At 62.5% G+C, this 13,804-nt stretch carries 15 protein-coding genes; 6 read left to right on the plus strand and 9 right to left on the minus strand.

The window, feature by feature from the left end; genetic code table 11:
- Positions 1–8: 8 nt before the first annotated feature.
- Genes I2G20_RS08645 through I2G20_RS08655 form a run of 3 tightly spaced genes read right to left on the minus strand, consistent with a single transcriptional unit; the run spans position 9 to position 3,183 of the window.
- A complete protein-coding gene (locus I2G20_RS08645; protein ID WP_196259282.1) occupies positions 9–386 on the minus strand; it encodes a Na+/H+ antiporter subunit C in 378 nt (125 codons plus the stop codon).
- Complete coding sequence (locus I2G20_RS08650) at positions 386–808, minus strand: Na(+)/H(+) antiporter subunit B (RefSeq protein WP_196259283.1); 423 nt, start codon at positions 806–808, stop codon at positions 386–388. The genes I2G20_RS08645 and I2G20_RS08650 overlap by 1 nt, the downstream gene beginning before the upstream one ends.
- The gene (locus I2G20_RS08655; RefSeq protein WP_343070320.1) at positions 805–3,183 is read right to left on the minus strand and encodes a putative monovalent cation/H+ antiporter subunit A; all 2,379 of its coding nucleotides are present in this window, start codon (positions 3,181–3,183) and stop codon (positions 805–807) included. Before I2G20_RS08655 ends, I2G20_RS08650 begins: the two co-directional genes overlap by 4 nt.
- A gap of 206 nt (positions 3,184–3,389) precedes the next feature.
- Here I2G20_RS08655 and msrB point away from each other — a divergent pair, with 206 nt between their 5' ends.
- A complete protein-coding gene (msrB, locus tag I2G20_RS08660; protein WP_196259285.1) occupies positions 3,390–3,788 on the plus strand; it encodes a peptide-methionine (R)-S-oxide reductase MsrB in 399 nt (132 codons plus the stop codon).
- A 10-nt stretch (positions 3,789–3,798) separates the two neighbouring features.
- Here the strand turns inward: msrB and I2G20_RS08665 are convergent, their stop codons facing one another.
- Both I2G20_RS08665 and vapB read right to left on the minus strand, forming a co-directional pair.
- Positions 3,799–4,218, minus strand: coding sequence for a type II toxin-antitoxin system VapC family toxin (locus tag I2G20_RS08665; protein ID WP_196259286.1), 420 nt, complete (start codon positions 4,216–4,218; stop codon positions 3,799–3,801).
- Entirely contained in the window at positions 4,218–4,466 is a 249-nt protein-coding gene (gene vapB / locus I2G20_RS08670) for a type II toxin-antitoxin system VapB family antitoxin (RefSeq protein ID WP_343070321.1), read from the minus strand. Before vapB ends, I2G20_RS08665 begins: the two co-directional genes overlap by 1 nt.
- Before the next feature lie 81 nt (positions 4,467–4,547).
- Here vapB and I2G20_RS08675 point away from each other — a divergent pair, with 81 nt between their 5' ends.
- The 3 genes from I2G20_RS08675 (at position 4,548) to I2G20_RS08685 (ending at position 8,055) form a co-directional block, all read left to right on the plus strand.
- On the plus strand, positions 4,548–6,626 hold the full coding sequence (locus tag I2G20_RS08675) for a S9 family peptidase (RefSeq protein WP_196259287.1): 2,079 nt from the start codon (positions 4,548–4,550) through the stop codon (positions 6,624–6,626).
- Positions 6,627–6,747: 121 nt separating this feature from the next.
- Positions 6,748–7,347: a superoxide dismutase gene (locus I2G20_RS08680; RefSeq protein ID WP_196259288.1), complete on the plus strand. Its 600-nt coding sequence runs from the start codon at positions 6,748–6,750 to the stop codon at positions 7,345–7,347.
- A 159-nt stretch (positions 7,348–7,506) separates the two neighbouring features.
- Entirely contained in the window at positions 7,507–8,055 is a 549-nt protein-coding gene (locus tag I2G20_RS08685; RefSeq protein WP_196259289.1) for a response regulator, read from the plus strand.
- 4 nt (positions 8,056–8,059) lie between these two features.
- On the opposite strand, the gene I2G20_RS08690 is transcribed toward I2G20_RS08685, so the two are convergent.
- Together I2G20_RS08690 and I2G20_RS08695 are read right to left on the minus strand one after the other, a co-directional pair.
- A complete protein-coding gene (locus tag I2G20_RS08690) occupies positions 8,060–8,590 on the minus strand; it encodes a hypothetical protein (RefSeq protein ID WP_196259290.1) in 531 nt (176 codons plus the stop codon).
- Between the two features lie 8 nt (positions 8,591–8,598).
- Complete coding sequence (locus tag I2G20_RS08695) at positions 8,599–10,104, minus strand: helicase HerA-like domain-containing protein (protein ID WP_196259291.1); 1,506 nt, start codon at positions 10,102–10,104, stop codon at positions 8,599–8,601.
- Between the two features lie 153 nt (positions 10,105–10,257).
- On the opposite strand from I2G20_RS08695, the gene I2G20_RS08700 reads away from it, so the two are divergent.
- The gene (locus I2G20_RS08700) at positions 10,258–11,598 is read left to right on the plus strand and encodes a TIGR03808 family TAT-translocated repetitive protein (RefSeq protein ID WP_196259292.1); all 1,341 of its coding nucleotides are present in this window, start codon (positions 10,258–10,260) and stop codon (positions 11,596–11,598) included.
- 13 nt (positions 11,599–11,611) lie between these two features.
- Here the strand turns inward: I2G20_RS08700 and I2G20_RS08705 are convergent, their stop codons facing one another.
- Together I2G20_RS08705 and I2G20_RS08710 are read right to left on the minus strand one after the other, a co-directional pair.
- Positions 11,612–12,628, minus strand: coding sequence for an asparaginase (locus I2G20_RS08705; protein WP_196259293.1), 1,017 nt, complete (start codon positions 12,626–12,628; stop codon positions 11,612–11,614).
- An 87-nt stretch (positions 12,629–12,715) separates the two neighbouring features.
- On the minus strand, positions 12,716–13,036 hold the full coding sequence (locus I2G20_RS08710; protein WP_196259294.1) for an SH3 domain-containing protein: 321 nt from the start codon (positions 13,034–13,036) through the stop codon (positions 12,716–12,718).
- Between I2G20_RS08710 and I2G20_RS08715 the strand changes: the two genes are divergently transcribed.
- The gene (locus I2G20_RS08715) at positions 13,020–13,802 is read left to right on the plus strand and encodes a PadR family transcriptional regulator (protein WP_207747577.1); all 783 of its coding nucleotides are present in this window, start codon (positions 13,020–13,022) and stop codon (positions 13,800–13,802) included. The genes I2G20_RS08710 and I2G20_RS08715 overlap by 17 nt on opposite strands.
- Positions 13,803–13,804: the final 2 nt, after the last annotated feature.

Raw genomic sequence — 13,804 nt, forward strand, 5'->3', positions numbered from 1 at the left:
TCGTTATCCTAGTAGCTCAGGGGCGGGCGCGGCGCGTCTTCGGGCTCGGCCAGGCGCATGGTGTCGGTGTTGTCGGCGTCCAGTTCCTGGTAGGCCCGATAGCCGAGCACGAGCAGGAAGGCGAAAAGCGCAAAGCCGATCACGATGGCGGTGAGGATCAGCGCCTGGGGCAGCGGATTGGCCGATCCCGCAAGCGGCACATATTCGCCCGCCGGGATGATGGGCGGCACCTCGGCGGTGAGCCGCCCGGCCGTGAAGAGCACCAGATTGACCGCGTTCCCGATCACCACGATGCCAAGCAGCATGCGGATGATCGATTTGGAGAGCAGCAGGTAAACGGCAACTGCAAAGAAAACGGCGACGAGGCCGACAAGGGCGATTTCCATCAGTAATGCTCCTCATCATTCTCGAGCGTGAGTGCAATCGTCGCGACGGCTCCCACGACCACGGCATAGACCCCGATATCGAAGATCAACGGCGTCGAAAGCGCGATTTCCTGGCCCTCGAGCTCAAATATCCACCAGAGCCCGGTGAGGAACGGCGCATCGACGAACAGCGGCATGAGGCCGGCGAGGGTGGCGATGAAAACGCCGAATCCCGCCAGCACGATGGGATGGATCACCATGGCCCTGCGCACCTCGGCGACACCGCAGGCAATACCATAGACCGCGAGGCCGGACGCACCGATCAGCCCGCCGATGAAGCCGCCGCCCGGCTCGTTATGGCCGCGCAGGAGCACGAAAATCGAAAAGACCAGCATTAGCGCCGCGATGCCGGGCGCGACCGTGCGGAAGATGACCGTGTTCATGCCGAAGCCTTCCTGCGGCGTTTTGCGGGAACGGGTGGAGCCGGCGGCGCGAAGCGATTGCGCGCCCGCACGCGAATGATCGCCAGAATGGCGAGACCGGCCGCCATCACCACCGAGATTTCACCCAGCGTATCGATGGCGCGGTAATCGACGAGGATCACGTTGACAATGTTGCGCCCGTGGGCGATGGGCGCGCTGGTGGCCTGGAAGAATTCGGTCAGCGACAGATCGAGGTCGACGGCAAGCACGGCCACCAGCACGATGGCAAAGCCGGACGCAACGGCGACCGACACCACCCCATCGCGTACCGCTTCCTCGATCTCGCGGTGATCCTTGCTGTCGAGGTGCAGCCTTGTCATCACCAGCGCAAGAATGATGACCGACAGGGTCTCCACCATGAACTGGGTGAAGGCGAGATCGGGTGCGCCGAACAGCAGGAAGATCAGCGCCACGGCAAAACCCTGAATGCCCAGGGCGACGATGGCGACGAGACGGGTGCGTGCGAACAGCACGGCCAGCAGGCCGACCACCGCAATGAGGATGGCGCCCCACTCGTAATAGGTGAGGACCGGGATGTCCGGAATTTGGGGCAGCGTGCCGGTGACGATCATCGGCAGGTAGAGCACCAGCGCGAGGGTCACGAAAACGATGAGCAGATAAATCTCGAGCCTTCCGTTGTGGAGCGTGCGGGTGATGGCGTCGGCGGTGCGGATGAGGCTGGAGATGACCCAATCGAACCCGATGTCGAAGGTCCAGCCGATGGCATTGCCCGCCCGGCGCAGGGCCGAACGCACGGCATCGACCCGCCAGACCAGCAGCCCGCCCAATACCCAGGTGGCGATTGACGCCCAAACGGCCGGATTGGTGATATCGAAGGCGAGATAGAGATGGGCGTCGATGACGTTGTTGTAGATGGCCCCCCCCACGGGATCGAGGAGGTTGGTATTGAGCCAGCCAGTAAAGAGGCCCGCGATCAACCCCAGAACCGACAGCACGACCGGACCCGCGAGAAGAGCGGGCGAACCTTCGTGGGGTTCGTGCGGCGTGGGCTTTTCAGGCCCAAGGAACGGCTTGAAGGCGATGAGCAGGCCGACGGTCATCATCAGCGCATTGCCGACGATGAGAACGGCGAGAAAGAGCAGATCGGGCCAGACGCCCTGGGTCATGGCGAGGTATATTTCCTCCTTGGCGAGGAAACCCAGCGCGATGGGGAAACCGGCCATCGAGACCGCCGAGAGGATCGCGGCGACGAAGGTCACCGGCATGGCTTCGCGCAGCCCGCCAAGGGCTGTGATGTCGCGCGTGCCGGTGCCATGGTCGATGGTCCCGGCGATCATGAACATCGCGCCCTTGAACAGCGAATGCGCGCAGAGGTACAGCACGGCGCCAAGGATCGCTTCCTTGGTGCCGAAACCGATCAGCATGACGAGCAGGCCGAGCGAGCCGAGCGTGGTATAGGCCAGCATCTGCTTGAGGTCTGTCTGGCGCACGGCCAGCGCGCCGCCCACGAGGAGAGTCGTGCCGCCGAAGAGGGTCAGGATCCAGAACCACTGGTCCGTACCGCCAAGGATGGGGTTCATGCGCGCGAGGAGGTAGACGCCCGCCTTCACCATGGTCGCAGAGTGCAGATAGGCCGAAACCGGGGTCGGCGCTTCCATCGCGTTGGGCAGCCAGAAATGAAGCGGCACCTGCGCGGACTTGGCGAACGCGCCGACGATGACCATCAGCATGATCGGCTGATAGAAGGAATGCTGTTGAACGAGCCCCGCCGTCGTCAAAAGCCCGGACAGCGAGTTCTGGCCGGTGACGACGTTGAGCGCGATGAGCCCGGCGAGGAGGACCAACCCGCCCCCACCGGTCACGACCAGTGCCTGGAAGGCGGCGCGGCGCGCGGCCTGCCGAGAATGGTCAAACCCGATCAGCAGGAACGAGGTGATCGAGGTCAGTTCCCAGAAGATGAAGAGCGTAAAGAGGTTGTCGGCGAGTACGAGCCCGAGCATCGAGCCCATGAACATCAGGATGTAGGAAAAGAACCGGCCCTGATGGGGATGACCGGCGAGATAGGCGCCCGAATAGATGACGATAAAGGTGCCGATGCCCGAGATCAGCAGTCCGAAAGTGAGGCTCAGCCCATCGACAAAGAACGAGAAGCTGATCCCGTAGGCAGGAATCCAGCTCAAGCCGGCGCGCAGGATGGTGTTTTCCGAGACGGGACCGATGAAGCCCAGCAAAAGCACGAAGATCGACGCGGGGATGATCGCCAGCACCCAGCCCGCGAGCGGACCGGTGAACTTCTTGATCCACGGCGCAAGAAGAGCCGCAAGAAACGGGGCAATCGAAATCAGCGCGATGGAAACGTCGATGCTGGGACCCAAAATTTCCCCCGGAATTGTCAATGTATCGTTCGAGCGAGCCGAAACCCGCATCAGAATCAGGCGGCAAGATTAGCGCGCTGGTCCCCAAGCTCAACCGAAACCGGAAGACTTATGCGGGGAACCTGACGTTGATCCGCAAAGTTGTGAACACCATATAGATGCAAAACGCTATACATGAAGCATCAAACAGGCGAGCGGGGTCCAAAATGGCCGATATGAAAGCAGTTTCCAACCAGGAATGGCGCGATAAATTGACGCCCGAGCAGTTCCACGTCACCCGCGAGCACGGGACCGAACGCGCCTTCTCACATCCTTTCAATACCGAAAAGCGCGAGGGCACCTATTATTGCGTCTGCTGTGGCGTGCCGCTTTTCACCTCGGACGCGAAATACGATTCCGGCTCAGGCTGGCCGAGCTTTTTCCAGCCGGTCTCTGAAGGCGCCATTGTCGAAATCGACGATCGCAGCCACTTCATGCGCCGCACCGAAATCCGCTGCGCCAATTGCGACGCACATCTGGGGCATGTGTTCCCTGATGGGCCGGCGCCGACGGGATTGCGCTATTGCACGAACGGGCTGGCGCTGGAGTTCGAGGAGAAGGGGTAGGACAGCCTGGCTAGCCGCCGACCCAGTTTTCGATCTGCAATTTCGTGACACGGGCAAGTTCGCGCGTGTTGTTCGTCACCAGCACGCAATCGGCCGCCAACGCATGCCCTGCAATCATCATGTCATTGCCGCCGATGGGTGTACCCTTGGCTGCCAGTTCCTGCTTGATGCGGGCTGCGAGGGTCGCAGCCTGGGCGTCCCAGGGCAGAATTGCCGAGAGGCGCGCAACAAAAGACTCGACCAGCTTTGCATGACGAGGCGATGCGTTGCGGCCTACCGTTCCCAGGAGCATTTCGTAGTAGGTGATGACCGAAATGACGATCCTATCCTGGCTTTCCACCGCATGCTGCAACCTTTCCAATACCGACGCCCGGCGTTCGCGCATGATGTATGAACAGATATTGGTGTCGAGCATATAGGTGGCAGGCATCAGGGCTTGTCATCGCTTTCAAGCGAGAACCGCCCCTCTTCGATCAGGTTCGGCCGCTCCTGCATAAAATCGGAATCCGCAGGTGTTTCATCCATAAACGACAGCCAGTCCGGACGAACGGGACGCAGCACGAGGGTATCGCCCTTTCGTTCGATCGACAGTTCGGTTACGCCTTCAAATTCAAAGTCTTTTGGAAGACGAATCGCCTGATTACGATTGTTGCGAAAGATCGATACGGTGCGGATCACGATGGCCTCCTTTATGTTCTCCATATAAACATATGCCGTGTATATGTCAATCTATTGCCCCTCCATTTCCGAGCTTAGCCCATGACCACCCCCACCCCGCCCGTCGCCTCCAAGCGCCAGCATTCCGACACCCGCCACGGGATCACGCGCGACGACTCTTACCATTGGCTCAGGGCCGATAACTGGCGGGAGGTGATGGCCGATCCTTCGGTGTTGCCGCAGGACATTCGGGATTATCTCGAGGCGGAGAACGGCTGGTACGAAAGCCAGTTCGGCGAGCCGACCAAGGCGCTGCAGGAGGCGATCTACAAGGAAATCCGTGGGCGGATCAAAGAGGACGACTCCTCGGTGCCCGCGCCGGATGGGCCGTTTGCCTATTACACCCGCACCCGCGAGGGCGACCAGTATGCCTTGATCTGCCGGACCGCGCGCGATGGCGGCGCGGAGGCGGTTCTGCTCGATTGCAATGCCGAGGCAGGCGAGGGCTATTTCGGCTTCGGCGGGGCGGAACATTCCCCGTGCCACACGATGATCGCCTGGGCAGCGGACCGGAACGGATCGGAATATTACACCATCCATATCCGCGACACCGAGACCGGCAACGACCGCGAGGAGCGCATCGAGAAGGCGGGAAGCGGAGCGACGTGGATGAACGATTCAAAATCGTTCTTTTATGTCGAACTCGACGAGAACCATCGCCCGTTCCGGGTGCGGCGGCACGTGCTGGGCACCGCGCAGGCTGAGGACGAAATCGTCTATGAGGAACAGGACCCGGGCTTTTTCGTCGGGGTGGGGCAAACGCAATCGCGCCGCTTCATCACGATTTCCGCCCATGACCACCAGACATCGGAAGTCTGGCTGATCGATGCGGACAAGGGTGGCGCGCCGGTTTGCATCGAGCCGCGCCACGAGAACACCGAATATTCGGTCGAGGAGCGCAACGGCACGCTCTACATCCTCACCAACGACAACGAGGCCGAGGATTTCAAGATCGTCACCGCGCCCCTCTCCGATCCGGGAGAAAAGAACTGGGTCGATCTCGTCCCTCACGAGTCCGGTACGCTGATCCTCGATATCGAATTGCTGGCCGGTCATTTGATCCGGCTCGAACGCAAGGACGGGCTGCCGCGCATCGTCGTGCGCGACCTCGACACGCACAAGGAAGAAACGATTGCCTTCCCCGAGGAGGCCTATTCTCTGGGACTGGTCGGCGGATACGAGTTCGAGACGACGACCATCCGCTTTTCCTATTCCTCGCCCACCACGCCCGCGCAAGTCTTCGACATGGATCTTGCGACGGGGACTCGGGTCTTGCGCAAGCAGCAGCAGGTGCCGTCCGGGCACGATCCCGCGCTTTATGAAACGCGGCGGCTGTTCGCCAAGGCGGCCGACGGCGAAGAGGTGCCGGTGACGCTGCTCTATCGCAAGGGGCTGAAACGCGATGGCTCCACCCCTGCCCTGCTCTATGGCTACGGCTCGTACGGTCACGCGATCCCGGCAGGGTTTTCGGTTTCGAACCTGTCGCTGGTCGACCGGGGTTTCGTTTACGCCATAGCGCATATCCGTGGCGGCATGGATAAGGGCTATCGCTGGTACAAGCACGGGCGCGCCGAGCACAAGACAAATACCTTCACCGACTTCATCGCCGCGGCGGAAATGCTCGTTGCCGAGGGGTATTCATCGAAAGGCAGGATCGTCGCCGAGGGCGGTTCCGCGGGCGGGATGCTGATGGGTGCGGTCGCCAACATGCGGCCCGACCTCTGGGGCGGCGTCATGGCCATCGTTCCGTTCGTCGACGTGCTCAACACCATGCTCGACGACACGCTGCCCCTCACCCCGCCCGAATGGCCCGAATGGGGCAATCCCATCGAGTCGGAGGAGGCCTACAAGCGCATCGCCTCCTATTCGCCATACGACAATATCGAAGCGAAGGACTATCCGCCGATCCTTGCCCTTGCGGGCCTCACCGATCCGCGCGTCACCTATTGGGAGCCGGCAAAATGGGTTGCCAGACTGCGCGCAACCAAGACGGACTCAAGGCCGTTGTACCTCAGGACCAACATGGGAGCTGGCCATGGCGGGGCTTCGGGACGTTTTGAACGGATCAAGGAAACCGCGATCACCTACGCCTTTGCGCTCAAGTGCGCCGGATTAGCATAAGTTTTCGGCCCCCAACGTTGCGTCGCGAATTTGCCCACGCTATATAAAAAGAACTCGCTTGGTAAATTTCGATTTTGCGATTACCTGCCACCAGAGAAACGATCAACAAGGAGGCCTTACAATGAGCTTTTCCCTTCCCGACCTGCCATATGCCTATGACGCGCTCGGCCCTTACATGTCCGCCGAAACGCTGGAGTTTCACCACGACAAGCACCACCAGGCCTATGTGACCAACGGCAACAAGCTGCTCGAAGGGTCCGGGCTCGAGGGCAAGTCGCTCGAGGAGATCGTCAAGGAGAGCTATGGCAAGAACCAGGGGCTCTTCAACAATGCCGGCCAGCATTACAACCACATCCACTTCTGGAAGTGGATGAAGCCCAATGGCGGCGGCAAGTCCCTGCCCGGCAAGCTGGCCAAGGCGGTCGATTCCGATCTGGGCGGCTATGACAAGTTCCGCGAGGACTTCCTTGCCGCCGGCGCCGGCCAGTTCGGCTCGGGCTGGGCGTGGCTCACGCTCAAGGACGGCAAGCTCGAAGTCACCAAGACCCCGAACGGGGAAAGCCCGCTGGTCCATGGCGGCGTGCCGCTGCTCGGCGTCGATGTGTGGGAGCACTCCTATTATATCGACTACCGCAACGCGCGGCCCAAATATCTCGAAGCCTTCTTCGACAATCTCGTGAACTGGGAATATGTGGAAGAGCTTTACGAGGCCGCTTCCTAAAAAATTCCGGCCTGTTCCGTTTTGGCGCCCCGCTTGTCCACAGGCGGGGCGCTTACGATTTAACGTTAATTCCGCCCCTTCGCTCCTATCGCGCCGACGCCGTGTTAGGTAAGGTTTTGTTAAGCAAACCGACTCAGCGGAGATGGAAGCGGATTGGATATGCCCGCGCCCACCATTACGGTTCTTTCGACCAGCCCTGCGCTGGCCTCGATTCTCGGGGCGACGCTGCGGCGGGGGCGCAATTGGCGCGTGCGGGAATTCCGCGACAGCCGCTCGCTTTCGGCCTATATGCGCATCGCGCCGGTGGCGATCCTCGTTTCCGACTACACGCTTGAAAGCGGTACCGCCGCGGATATCGCCATCGCTCTCCGCTCGGACGCGCTCGTGATCTCACGCCATGTCCAGATCATCGCGCTGAGCAAGGACGTGGATCTCGCCATGCGCCAGCGGTGCGTCCAGTCGGGGATCGACGAGGTCATCGTGAAGCCGATGAGCCCGCTTTACCTCGAGGAGCGGATCAAGGCACGGCTCAAATCGGTCCCGCGCGACCACATCTCCTGCGGCCCGGTCTACGCCGGCCCCGAGCGGCGGGAACGCATCGTGATGGACGACACGCGCCCCATCCCCGTCGAGCGGCGTATCGACGGCGCCAACGTCGTCTCCTTCCTCGCTCACAAGGCGCGGCGGGATAACGAGGAACGAGTTTAGCGCCCTATTCCAATATGCGGGCGAGTCGCGTCCAGAGGTCCTCGAAGCTGTCCGAAACCTGGACGAGATGATCGACGCCCCCGAGCCCGACAGAGGCTATGTCGGTAATAAAGCCACGCACGACCTCGAACGCGCCTTGCTGGTTGAGGAGGCCCACCGGCTTGCCGGCCTCCGTGCCCCCGGTATCGACCCAGGCACTATAGAGCGCGGAGACGGCACCGAGCCCTCCGGGCAGTGCGACCAGCGCCTGACCGAGCAGCGCAGCGCGGGCGCCCGCAGCGCGAACGTCGTCCGCCATTTCCACCGTCACGCCCCGGGGCACGTCGAGCGTCTTGCCGCCCGAGGAGCAGACCGTCACCGTGCCCCCGTGAGCGAGCGCGCTATCGACGAGCGCGCGCGGCCACTCGCCATTGCAGGCGATACAGACAAGGTGCGCCTTCTTGCGCGCCACCGACTCGCCGACCTGCCGATATTGCGCCTGGTGTTGGGTGACGCCGCAATCGGCAAAAACGGCAACTGTCGAAAACCTGCTCATGGCTGCCCTCATCTCCCCTTGGTGAGGCTTCCGAGGATGCCGCGCACGAGGGAATTGCCGACCTGCCGGGCGAAGGTGCGCACCACGGTCATGCCCGCAGCTTCGAGCGGGGTTTGACGCGAGGACGACCGCCGCGGCGCGGCGGCTCCGCCAGTCTGCGCCCTGCTCAACGCATCCTCGCGCTTGCGGAGCTCGGCTTCGCGCGCGGCGAGAGCGGCTTCCCGCAAGGCATCGTGCGCGCGGCGCTCGAGCACTTCATAGGCCGACTCCCGATCATAGACCGTGTCGTACTTGCCCGCGACGGGGCTCGTTGCAATTACCCTCGTCCGCTCATCGGGCGTCAGCGGCCCCATGCGCGAGGATGGCGGGCGGATGAGCGTGCGGCCTACCATCGAGGGCGCGCCCTTTTCCTCGAGCACCGAGACCAAGGCCTCGCCCGTGCCGAGCTGGGTGATGACCTCGGCGGTCGAAAATTCGGGGTTGGGCCGGAAGCTGTCGGCCGCGGCACGGACTGCGCGCTGTTCCCTCGGAGTATACGCACGCAAGGCATGCTGGACACGGTTGCCGAGTTGGGCCAGCACGGCCTCTGGCACGTCCATCGGGTTCTGGGTGACGAAATAGACTCCGACGCCCTTGGAGCGCACGAGCTTGACGACCTGCTCGATCTTTTCAATGAGCACCTTGGGCGCCTCGTTGAAGAGGAGATGGGCTTCCTCGAAAAAGAAGACAAGCGTCGGCTTGTCGGGGTTGCCGACCTCGGGCAGTTGCTCGAACAGTTCGGACAGCATCCAGAGCAGGAAAATGGCGTAGAGGCGCGGTGCGCGCATGAGTTCGTCGGCCGCGAGGATCGAGATGTATCCCCGCCCTTGCGCATCGCGCCGCATGAGATCGGAAATCTCGAGTGCCCGTTCGCCGAAAAAACCCTCGCCGCCCTGCTGCTCGATGACCAGCAGGGCACGCTGGATCGCGCCAATCGTGGCGGTCGTGATATTGCCGTAGCGCGCAGAAAGATTGGCGCGATTTTCGGCCAGATGCGTCAGGAGCGCGCGCAGATCCTTGAGGTCGAGGAGCAACAGGCCCTCGTCGTCGGCATATTTGAAGGCAGCGTTGAGGACGCCCTCCTGGGTCGCGTTGAGTTCGAGAATGCGCGAGAGGAGCAGCGGGCCCATTTCGGAAATCGTCGTTCGGACCGGATGGCCTTGGCGTCCGAACAGGTCCCAGAAAACTGTCGGGTATCCTTCAAAGGCGTAATCGGTGAGCCCGATCGTTTCCGCGCGGGCGGCGAGAAAGTCCTTGGGCTCGCCCGGAGCCGCAACGCCGGCGACGTCGCCCTTGATGTCCGCGCAGAACACCGGCACGCCGGCGCGCGAAAAGCCTTCCGCCAATATCTGCATGGTCACCGTCTTGCCGGTCCCCGTCGCCCCCGTGATCAGCCCGTGGCGGTTGCCGAAACTGAGGGTCAGATATTCCGGGCGGTTGCTGGTGCCCAGATACACCGCGTCATCGACAAGCATCGGGGACCTTTCTCGTCCGAGTCAGCATCTTTGACATTCTATAGCGGCGGCGGCGCCCTTGCCGCAAGCTCGCCGGGTTTACCACGCTGGCCGACTTCGCTGGCGCGGAGCGGGCAAATCCATAGACTGGCGCACAAACAAGGGAGCTGGACGATGATCCACGACCGCCGCCGCTTTATCGCATCGCTCTCGCTTGGCGGGCTGGGCAGCAGCATGGCCATGTCGTCGGCGCTCGCCCAGAGCGCACAGGAAGATTGGCTTGCAGCCCTTTCCCCTGATGCGGGCCACGACCAGACGCGCGCCCTACAGGCAGCGATCGATGCTTCGGCGGCGCGGGCGGGACGGCTGGTGCTGCCCGCCGGGCGGTATCGCACCGGCACGCTCCGCCTGCCCTCGGGCCTTGCGCTCAGCGGCGCCCCCGGCCGAACGATGCTTGTCCAGGCTGGTGACGGACCGGTCCTTCTTGCTGATGGTGTCGAGCATCTCATCGTCGACGGGCTTTCGGTCGACGGCAACGGCGCGGATGGCGCGATGTGGCATGGGGGGTTGGTTCATATCGCCAACGCCAAGGCCGTAACGCTACGCGACTGCACGATCTTCAACACCCGGCTCAACGGCGTTTCGCTTCTCAACGGATCGGGGCGGATCGAGGGGTGCGATATATCGGGGAGCGCGCTGACGGGCCTTTTCGTCTACGACGGCGACGGCATTGCCATCCATGCCAACCGCATCCACGATTGCGACAACGGCGGCATCCGCATCTGGCGCGGGGAAAACGGGCATGACGGCTCCATCGTCACCGGAAACCGCATCTGGGCCATCGACTGGACCAATGGCGGTAACGGGCAGAACGGGAACGGAATCAACGTCTTCCGCGCCGACGGCGTGATCGTGGCCGACAACTCCATTGCCGATTGCGCCTTTTCGGCCGTCCGGCTCAATTCGACCAACAATACCCAGGTGCGGGGCAATACCTGCCTCAACAGCGGGGAAGTCGCGATCTTTTCCGAGTTCACCTTTTCGGGCTCGGTCATCGCCAACAATATCGTGGACAACGCCGCAGCCGGCATCTCCATGACCAATTTCAACGAGGATGGCCGACTGGCGAGTTGCACGGGCAATATCGTGCGCAACATCACGCCGGCCTCGGCGGTCAACCCGGACACGGTGCCCTATGGCATTGCCGCGGAAGCCGACGCCATCGTGACGGGCAATGCCGTCGATAACGTTCCTGGGGTCGGTATCCTCGCGGGATGGGGGCCCTACCTGCGCGATGTCACGGTCACGGGCAATCTGGTGCGAAGCTGCGAGGTAGGGGTTTCCGTCAGCGTCGCCGATGGCGCAGGGACGGCGGTCATCACCGGCAACACCATCTCGGACAGCAAGGCCCACGCCATGATTGCCAGCCGCTGGTGGGATATCGCGACCACAGATCTGGCGGCGGACGCGGGCAGGTTCCCGGCGCTCACGGTGCGGGACAATACGGTTATCTAGGCCCTGCGGGCGGTTATGCCGAAACGTAAGCCTCGGCAGTTGCTTCCAGCACCCCGACTTCGATCCCACGCCAGTTGCTCATCGGCTTTTGTGCGTAGCGCCTGAGCACGACGAGCGCCTTTTCGTCGGGCTCGGCGATCCCCTGCAGGATCGCGGCAATCATCACCGTGGCCGCCTGGAGATTTCCATCGTCGCATTTGAGCGCGAAGCCCAGGCCGGTGTTCCGGACAGCGCCGCAGAAAACGCCATCGGCCCCGATCTTGACCATCAACCGTCCATCGAAGGCAGCCATCGCGTCGGTGTCGAACGTGTCCGTCCCGGCGATGAGGTGGGGATGGGCGGTTGCCGCATCGAAGAGCTTTTGCGCCGCTCCGGCCATATTTTCCGGCAGACCCTCGCCGGTCGCCATGCGGGCAAAGCCCTGCGCGAAGCTCTTGAGGGGCGAGGCCCAGGTGGGGATCGAGCAGCCGTCCGTGCCGCAGCGGTCCTCGGTCAATTCCTCGCCGATGACGGTCTCCACCGCCGCGCGGACGCGCTTTTGCACTTCGTGCCCACGTTCCACATAGCCCTTTGTGTCGATGCCGAGCGCGCGGGCCACCGAGAGCATTCCGGCGTGCTTGCCCGAGCAGTTATTGTGCAGCGCGCTCGGCTTTTCGCCTTTTTCTTCCAGCGCCTTGCGGGCGGCAGAATTGGACGGGGGATGGGCGCCGCATTCCAGATCATCGACCGATAGATCCGCAGCGGCGAGTGCCCTGCGGGCTACGGCGACATGATCGGGTTCGCCATGATGGGAGGCACAGGCAAGGCTCAGCGTTTCATCGTCGAGCGCGAATTTGCCCACCGCGCCCGTCTCGAACATCGGCAGCGCCTGCATGACCTTGATGGCGGAACGCGGAAAGATCGGGCGGTCGATATCGCCCATGGAAATCGCGATATTGCCCCTGGAATCGCAAAGGCAGAATGCGCCGCGATGGCGGTTCTCGACCCAGTTGCCGCGCTTGAAATGCGCCAGGACGGGATTGGCCTGCATGAAAAATTCCCCGCATACGAACGGCCCCCGAAGGACAACACGACGCCGGGAAAGTCAACAGCCGGGAGGCTACCGGCAAAAGGATCGTCAGAAATCGTGGGGCGTCAGATAGTCGGCGCTGACCCAGCCGCGCGTGCCCGAACGGTCGACGAGGCACCAGCCGCCATCATTGGTGCAGCTTTCCACCCAGACGAAAGCGTTGCGGGCAATCGTGCCGACACGGTCGGCGCCGGACTCGGGGGCGCTGAGGACGTTGAGGACATAATGGGCGGGGACACCGGTGATCTGGGCGACGACTTCCTTCATGCCGCCCGAAGCATGAACCTGTGGCGTGAACAACCCGGTCGCGGCGAGCGCGATGATGCCGCCGATCAGGGCCGGAATTGTGAGCTTGGAAACCAGTGTCATCGTCTTTACCCCCAAAGTGCGAGGCGCTGCGGCGCCTTTCCTTGTGGAGAACTATTCGAACGGCTTTGAACCCATGCTGATTCCGCCGTTCATCGGCTATTCATCGAGCAAGCGTGGGGCTAAGGCAGAAGAAACAGGGAGGTTTGGCAAAACCATGTCCGCTACCCGATTGCTGGTTCTCGCGTTCGTCCGCGCGCATGAACGTGCCCACGGCTATATGATCAGCCAGGACCTGATGGCTTGGCGCGCCGACGAATGGGCAAACACCAAGACCGGGTCGATCTACCATGCCCTGCGACAGCTCACCAAGGAAGGCCTCCTCAACGAGCGGGCGCTACCGATCGGCCAAGGCTCCCCGGCACGCACCGATTACGCGATAACTGAAAGCGGCGAGGCCGAATTCATGCGGCTAATGGAAAAGGCGCTGACCGAGCCCGAGATGCGCCCGGACATGCTCTGCGCCGGCCTCGTGCTGATGTCGGCCCTACCCAGGGCGCGTGTCGTCGCGCTCCTGCGCCAACGGCTCGCCAATCTCGACACCCATCACGATGCAGCGAACACCGCGCAGAAAAACGCCAAATGGTCGGGGCAACGGGCGTTGCCTCCCCATGTCGAGGCGCTCTTGAGCTTCTGGGTGCACGCAACGGAGTGCAAGAAGGAGTGGATCAAGGACCTGATCGCGCGCATCGAAGGCGGAGCCTACATTTTTGCGGATGACGCGCCTCTGGCCTTCGGTACACCCGGGTCCAAGGTATCGCGCGACTAGCG

The organism is Pelagibacterium limicola (genome assembly GCF_015694405.1).
GTDB classification, from domain to species: Bacteria; Pseudomonadota; Alphaproteobacteria; order Rhizobiales; family Devosiaceae; genus Pelagibacterium; species Pelagibacterium limicola.

Bases quoted from the DNA above. Each gene is read 5' to 3' on its own strand.
- I2G20_RS08675 (WP_196259287.1), top strand. From the start codon at position 4,548: ATGACCACCCCCACCCCGCCCGTCGCCTCCAAGCGCCAGCATTCCGAC.
- I2G20_RS08695 (WP_196259291.1), bottom strand. From the start codon at position 10,104: ATGCTTGTCGATGACGCGGTGTATCTGGGCACCAGCAACCGCCCGGAA.
- I2G20_RS08685 (WP_196259289.1), top strand. From the start codon at position 7,507: ATGCCCGCGCCCACCATTACGGTTCTTTCGACCAGCCCTGCGCTGGCC.
- I2G20_RS08645 (WP_196259282.1), bottom strand. From the start codon at position 386: ATGGAAATCGCCCTTGTCGGCCTCGTCGCCGTTTTCTTTGCAGTTGCC.
- I2G20_RS08705 (WP_196259293.1), bottom strand. From the start codon at position 12,628: ATGCAGGCCAATCCCGTCCTGGCGCATTTCAAGCGCGGCAACTGGGTC.
- I2G20_RS08680 (WP_196259288.1), top strand. From the start codon at position 6,748: ATGAGCTTTTCCCTTCCCGACCTGCCATATGCCTATGACGCGCTCGGC.
- msrB (WP_196259285.1), top strand. From the start codon at position 3,390: ATGGCCGATATGAAAGCAGTTTCCAACCAGGAATGGCGCGATAAATTG.
- I2G20_RS08700 (WP_196259292.1), top strand. From the start codon at position 10,258: ATGATCCACGACCGCCGCCGCTTTATCGCATCGCTCTCGCTTGGCGGG.
- I2G20_RS08710 (WP_196259294.1), bottom strand. From the start codon at position 13,036: ATGACACTGGTTTCCAAGCTCACAATTCCGGCCCTGATCGGCGGCATC.
- I2G20_RS08665 (WP_196259286.1), bottom strand. From the start codon at position 4,218: ATGCCTGCCACCTATATGCTCGACACCAATATCTGTTCATACATCATG.
- I2G20_RS08690 (WP_196259290.1), bottom strand. From the start codon at position 8,590: ATGAGCAGGTTTTCGACAGTTGCCGTTTTTGCCGATTGCGGCGTCACC.
- I2G20_RS08650 (WP_196259283.1), bottom strand. From the start codon at position 808: ATGAACACGGTCATCTTCCGCACGGTCGCGCCCGGCATCGCGGCGCTA.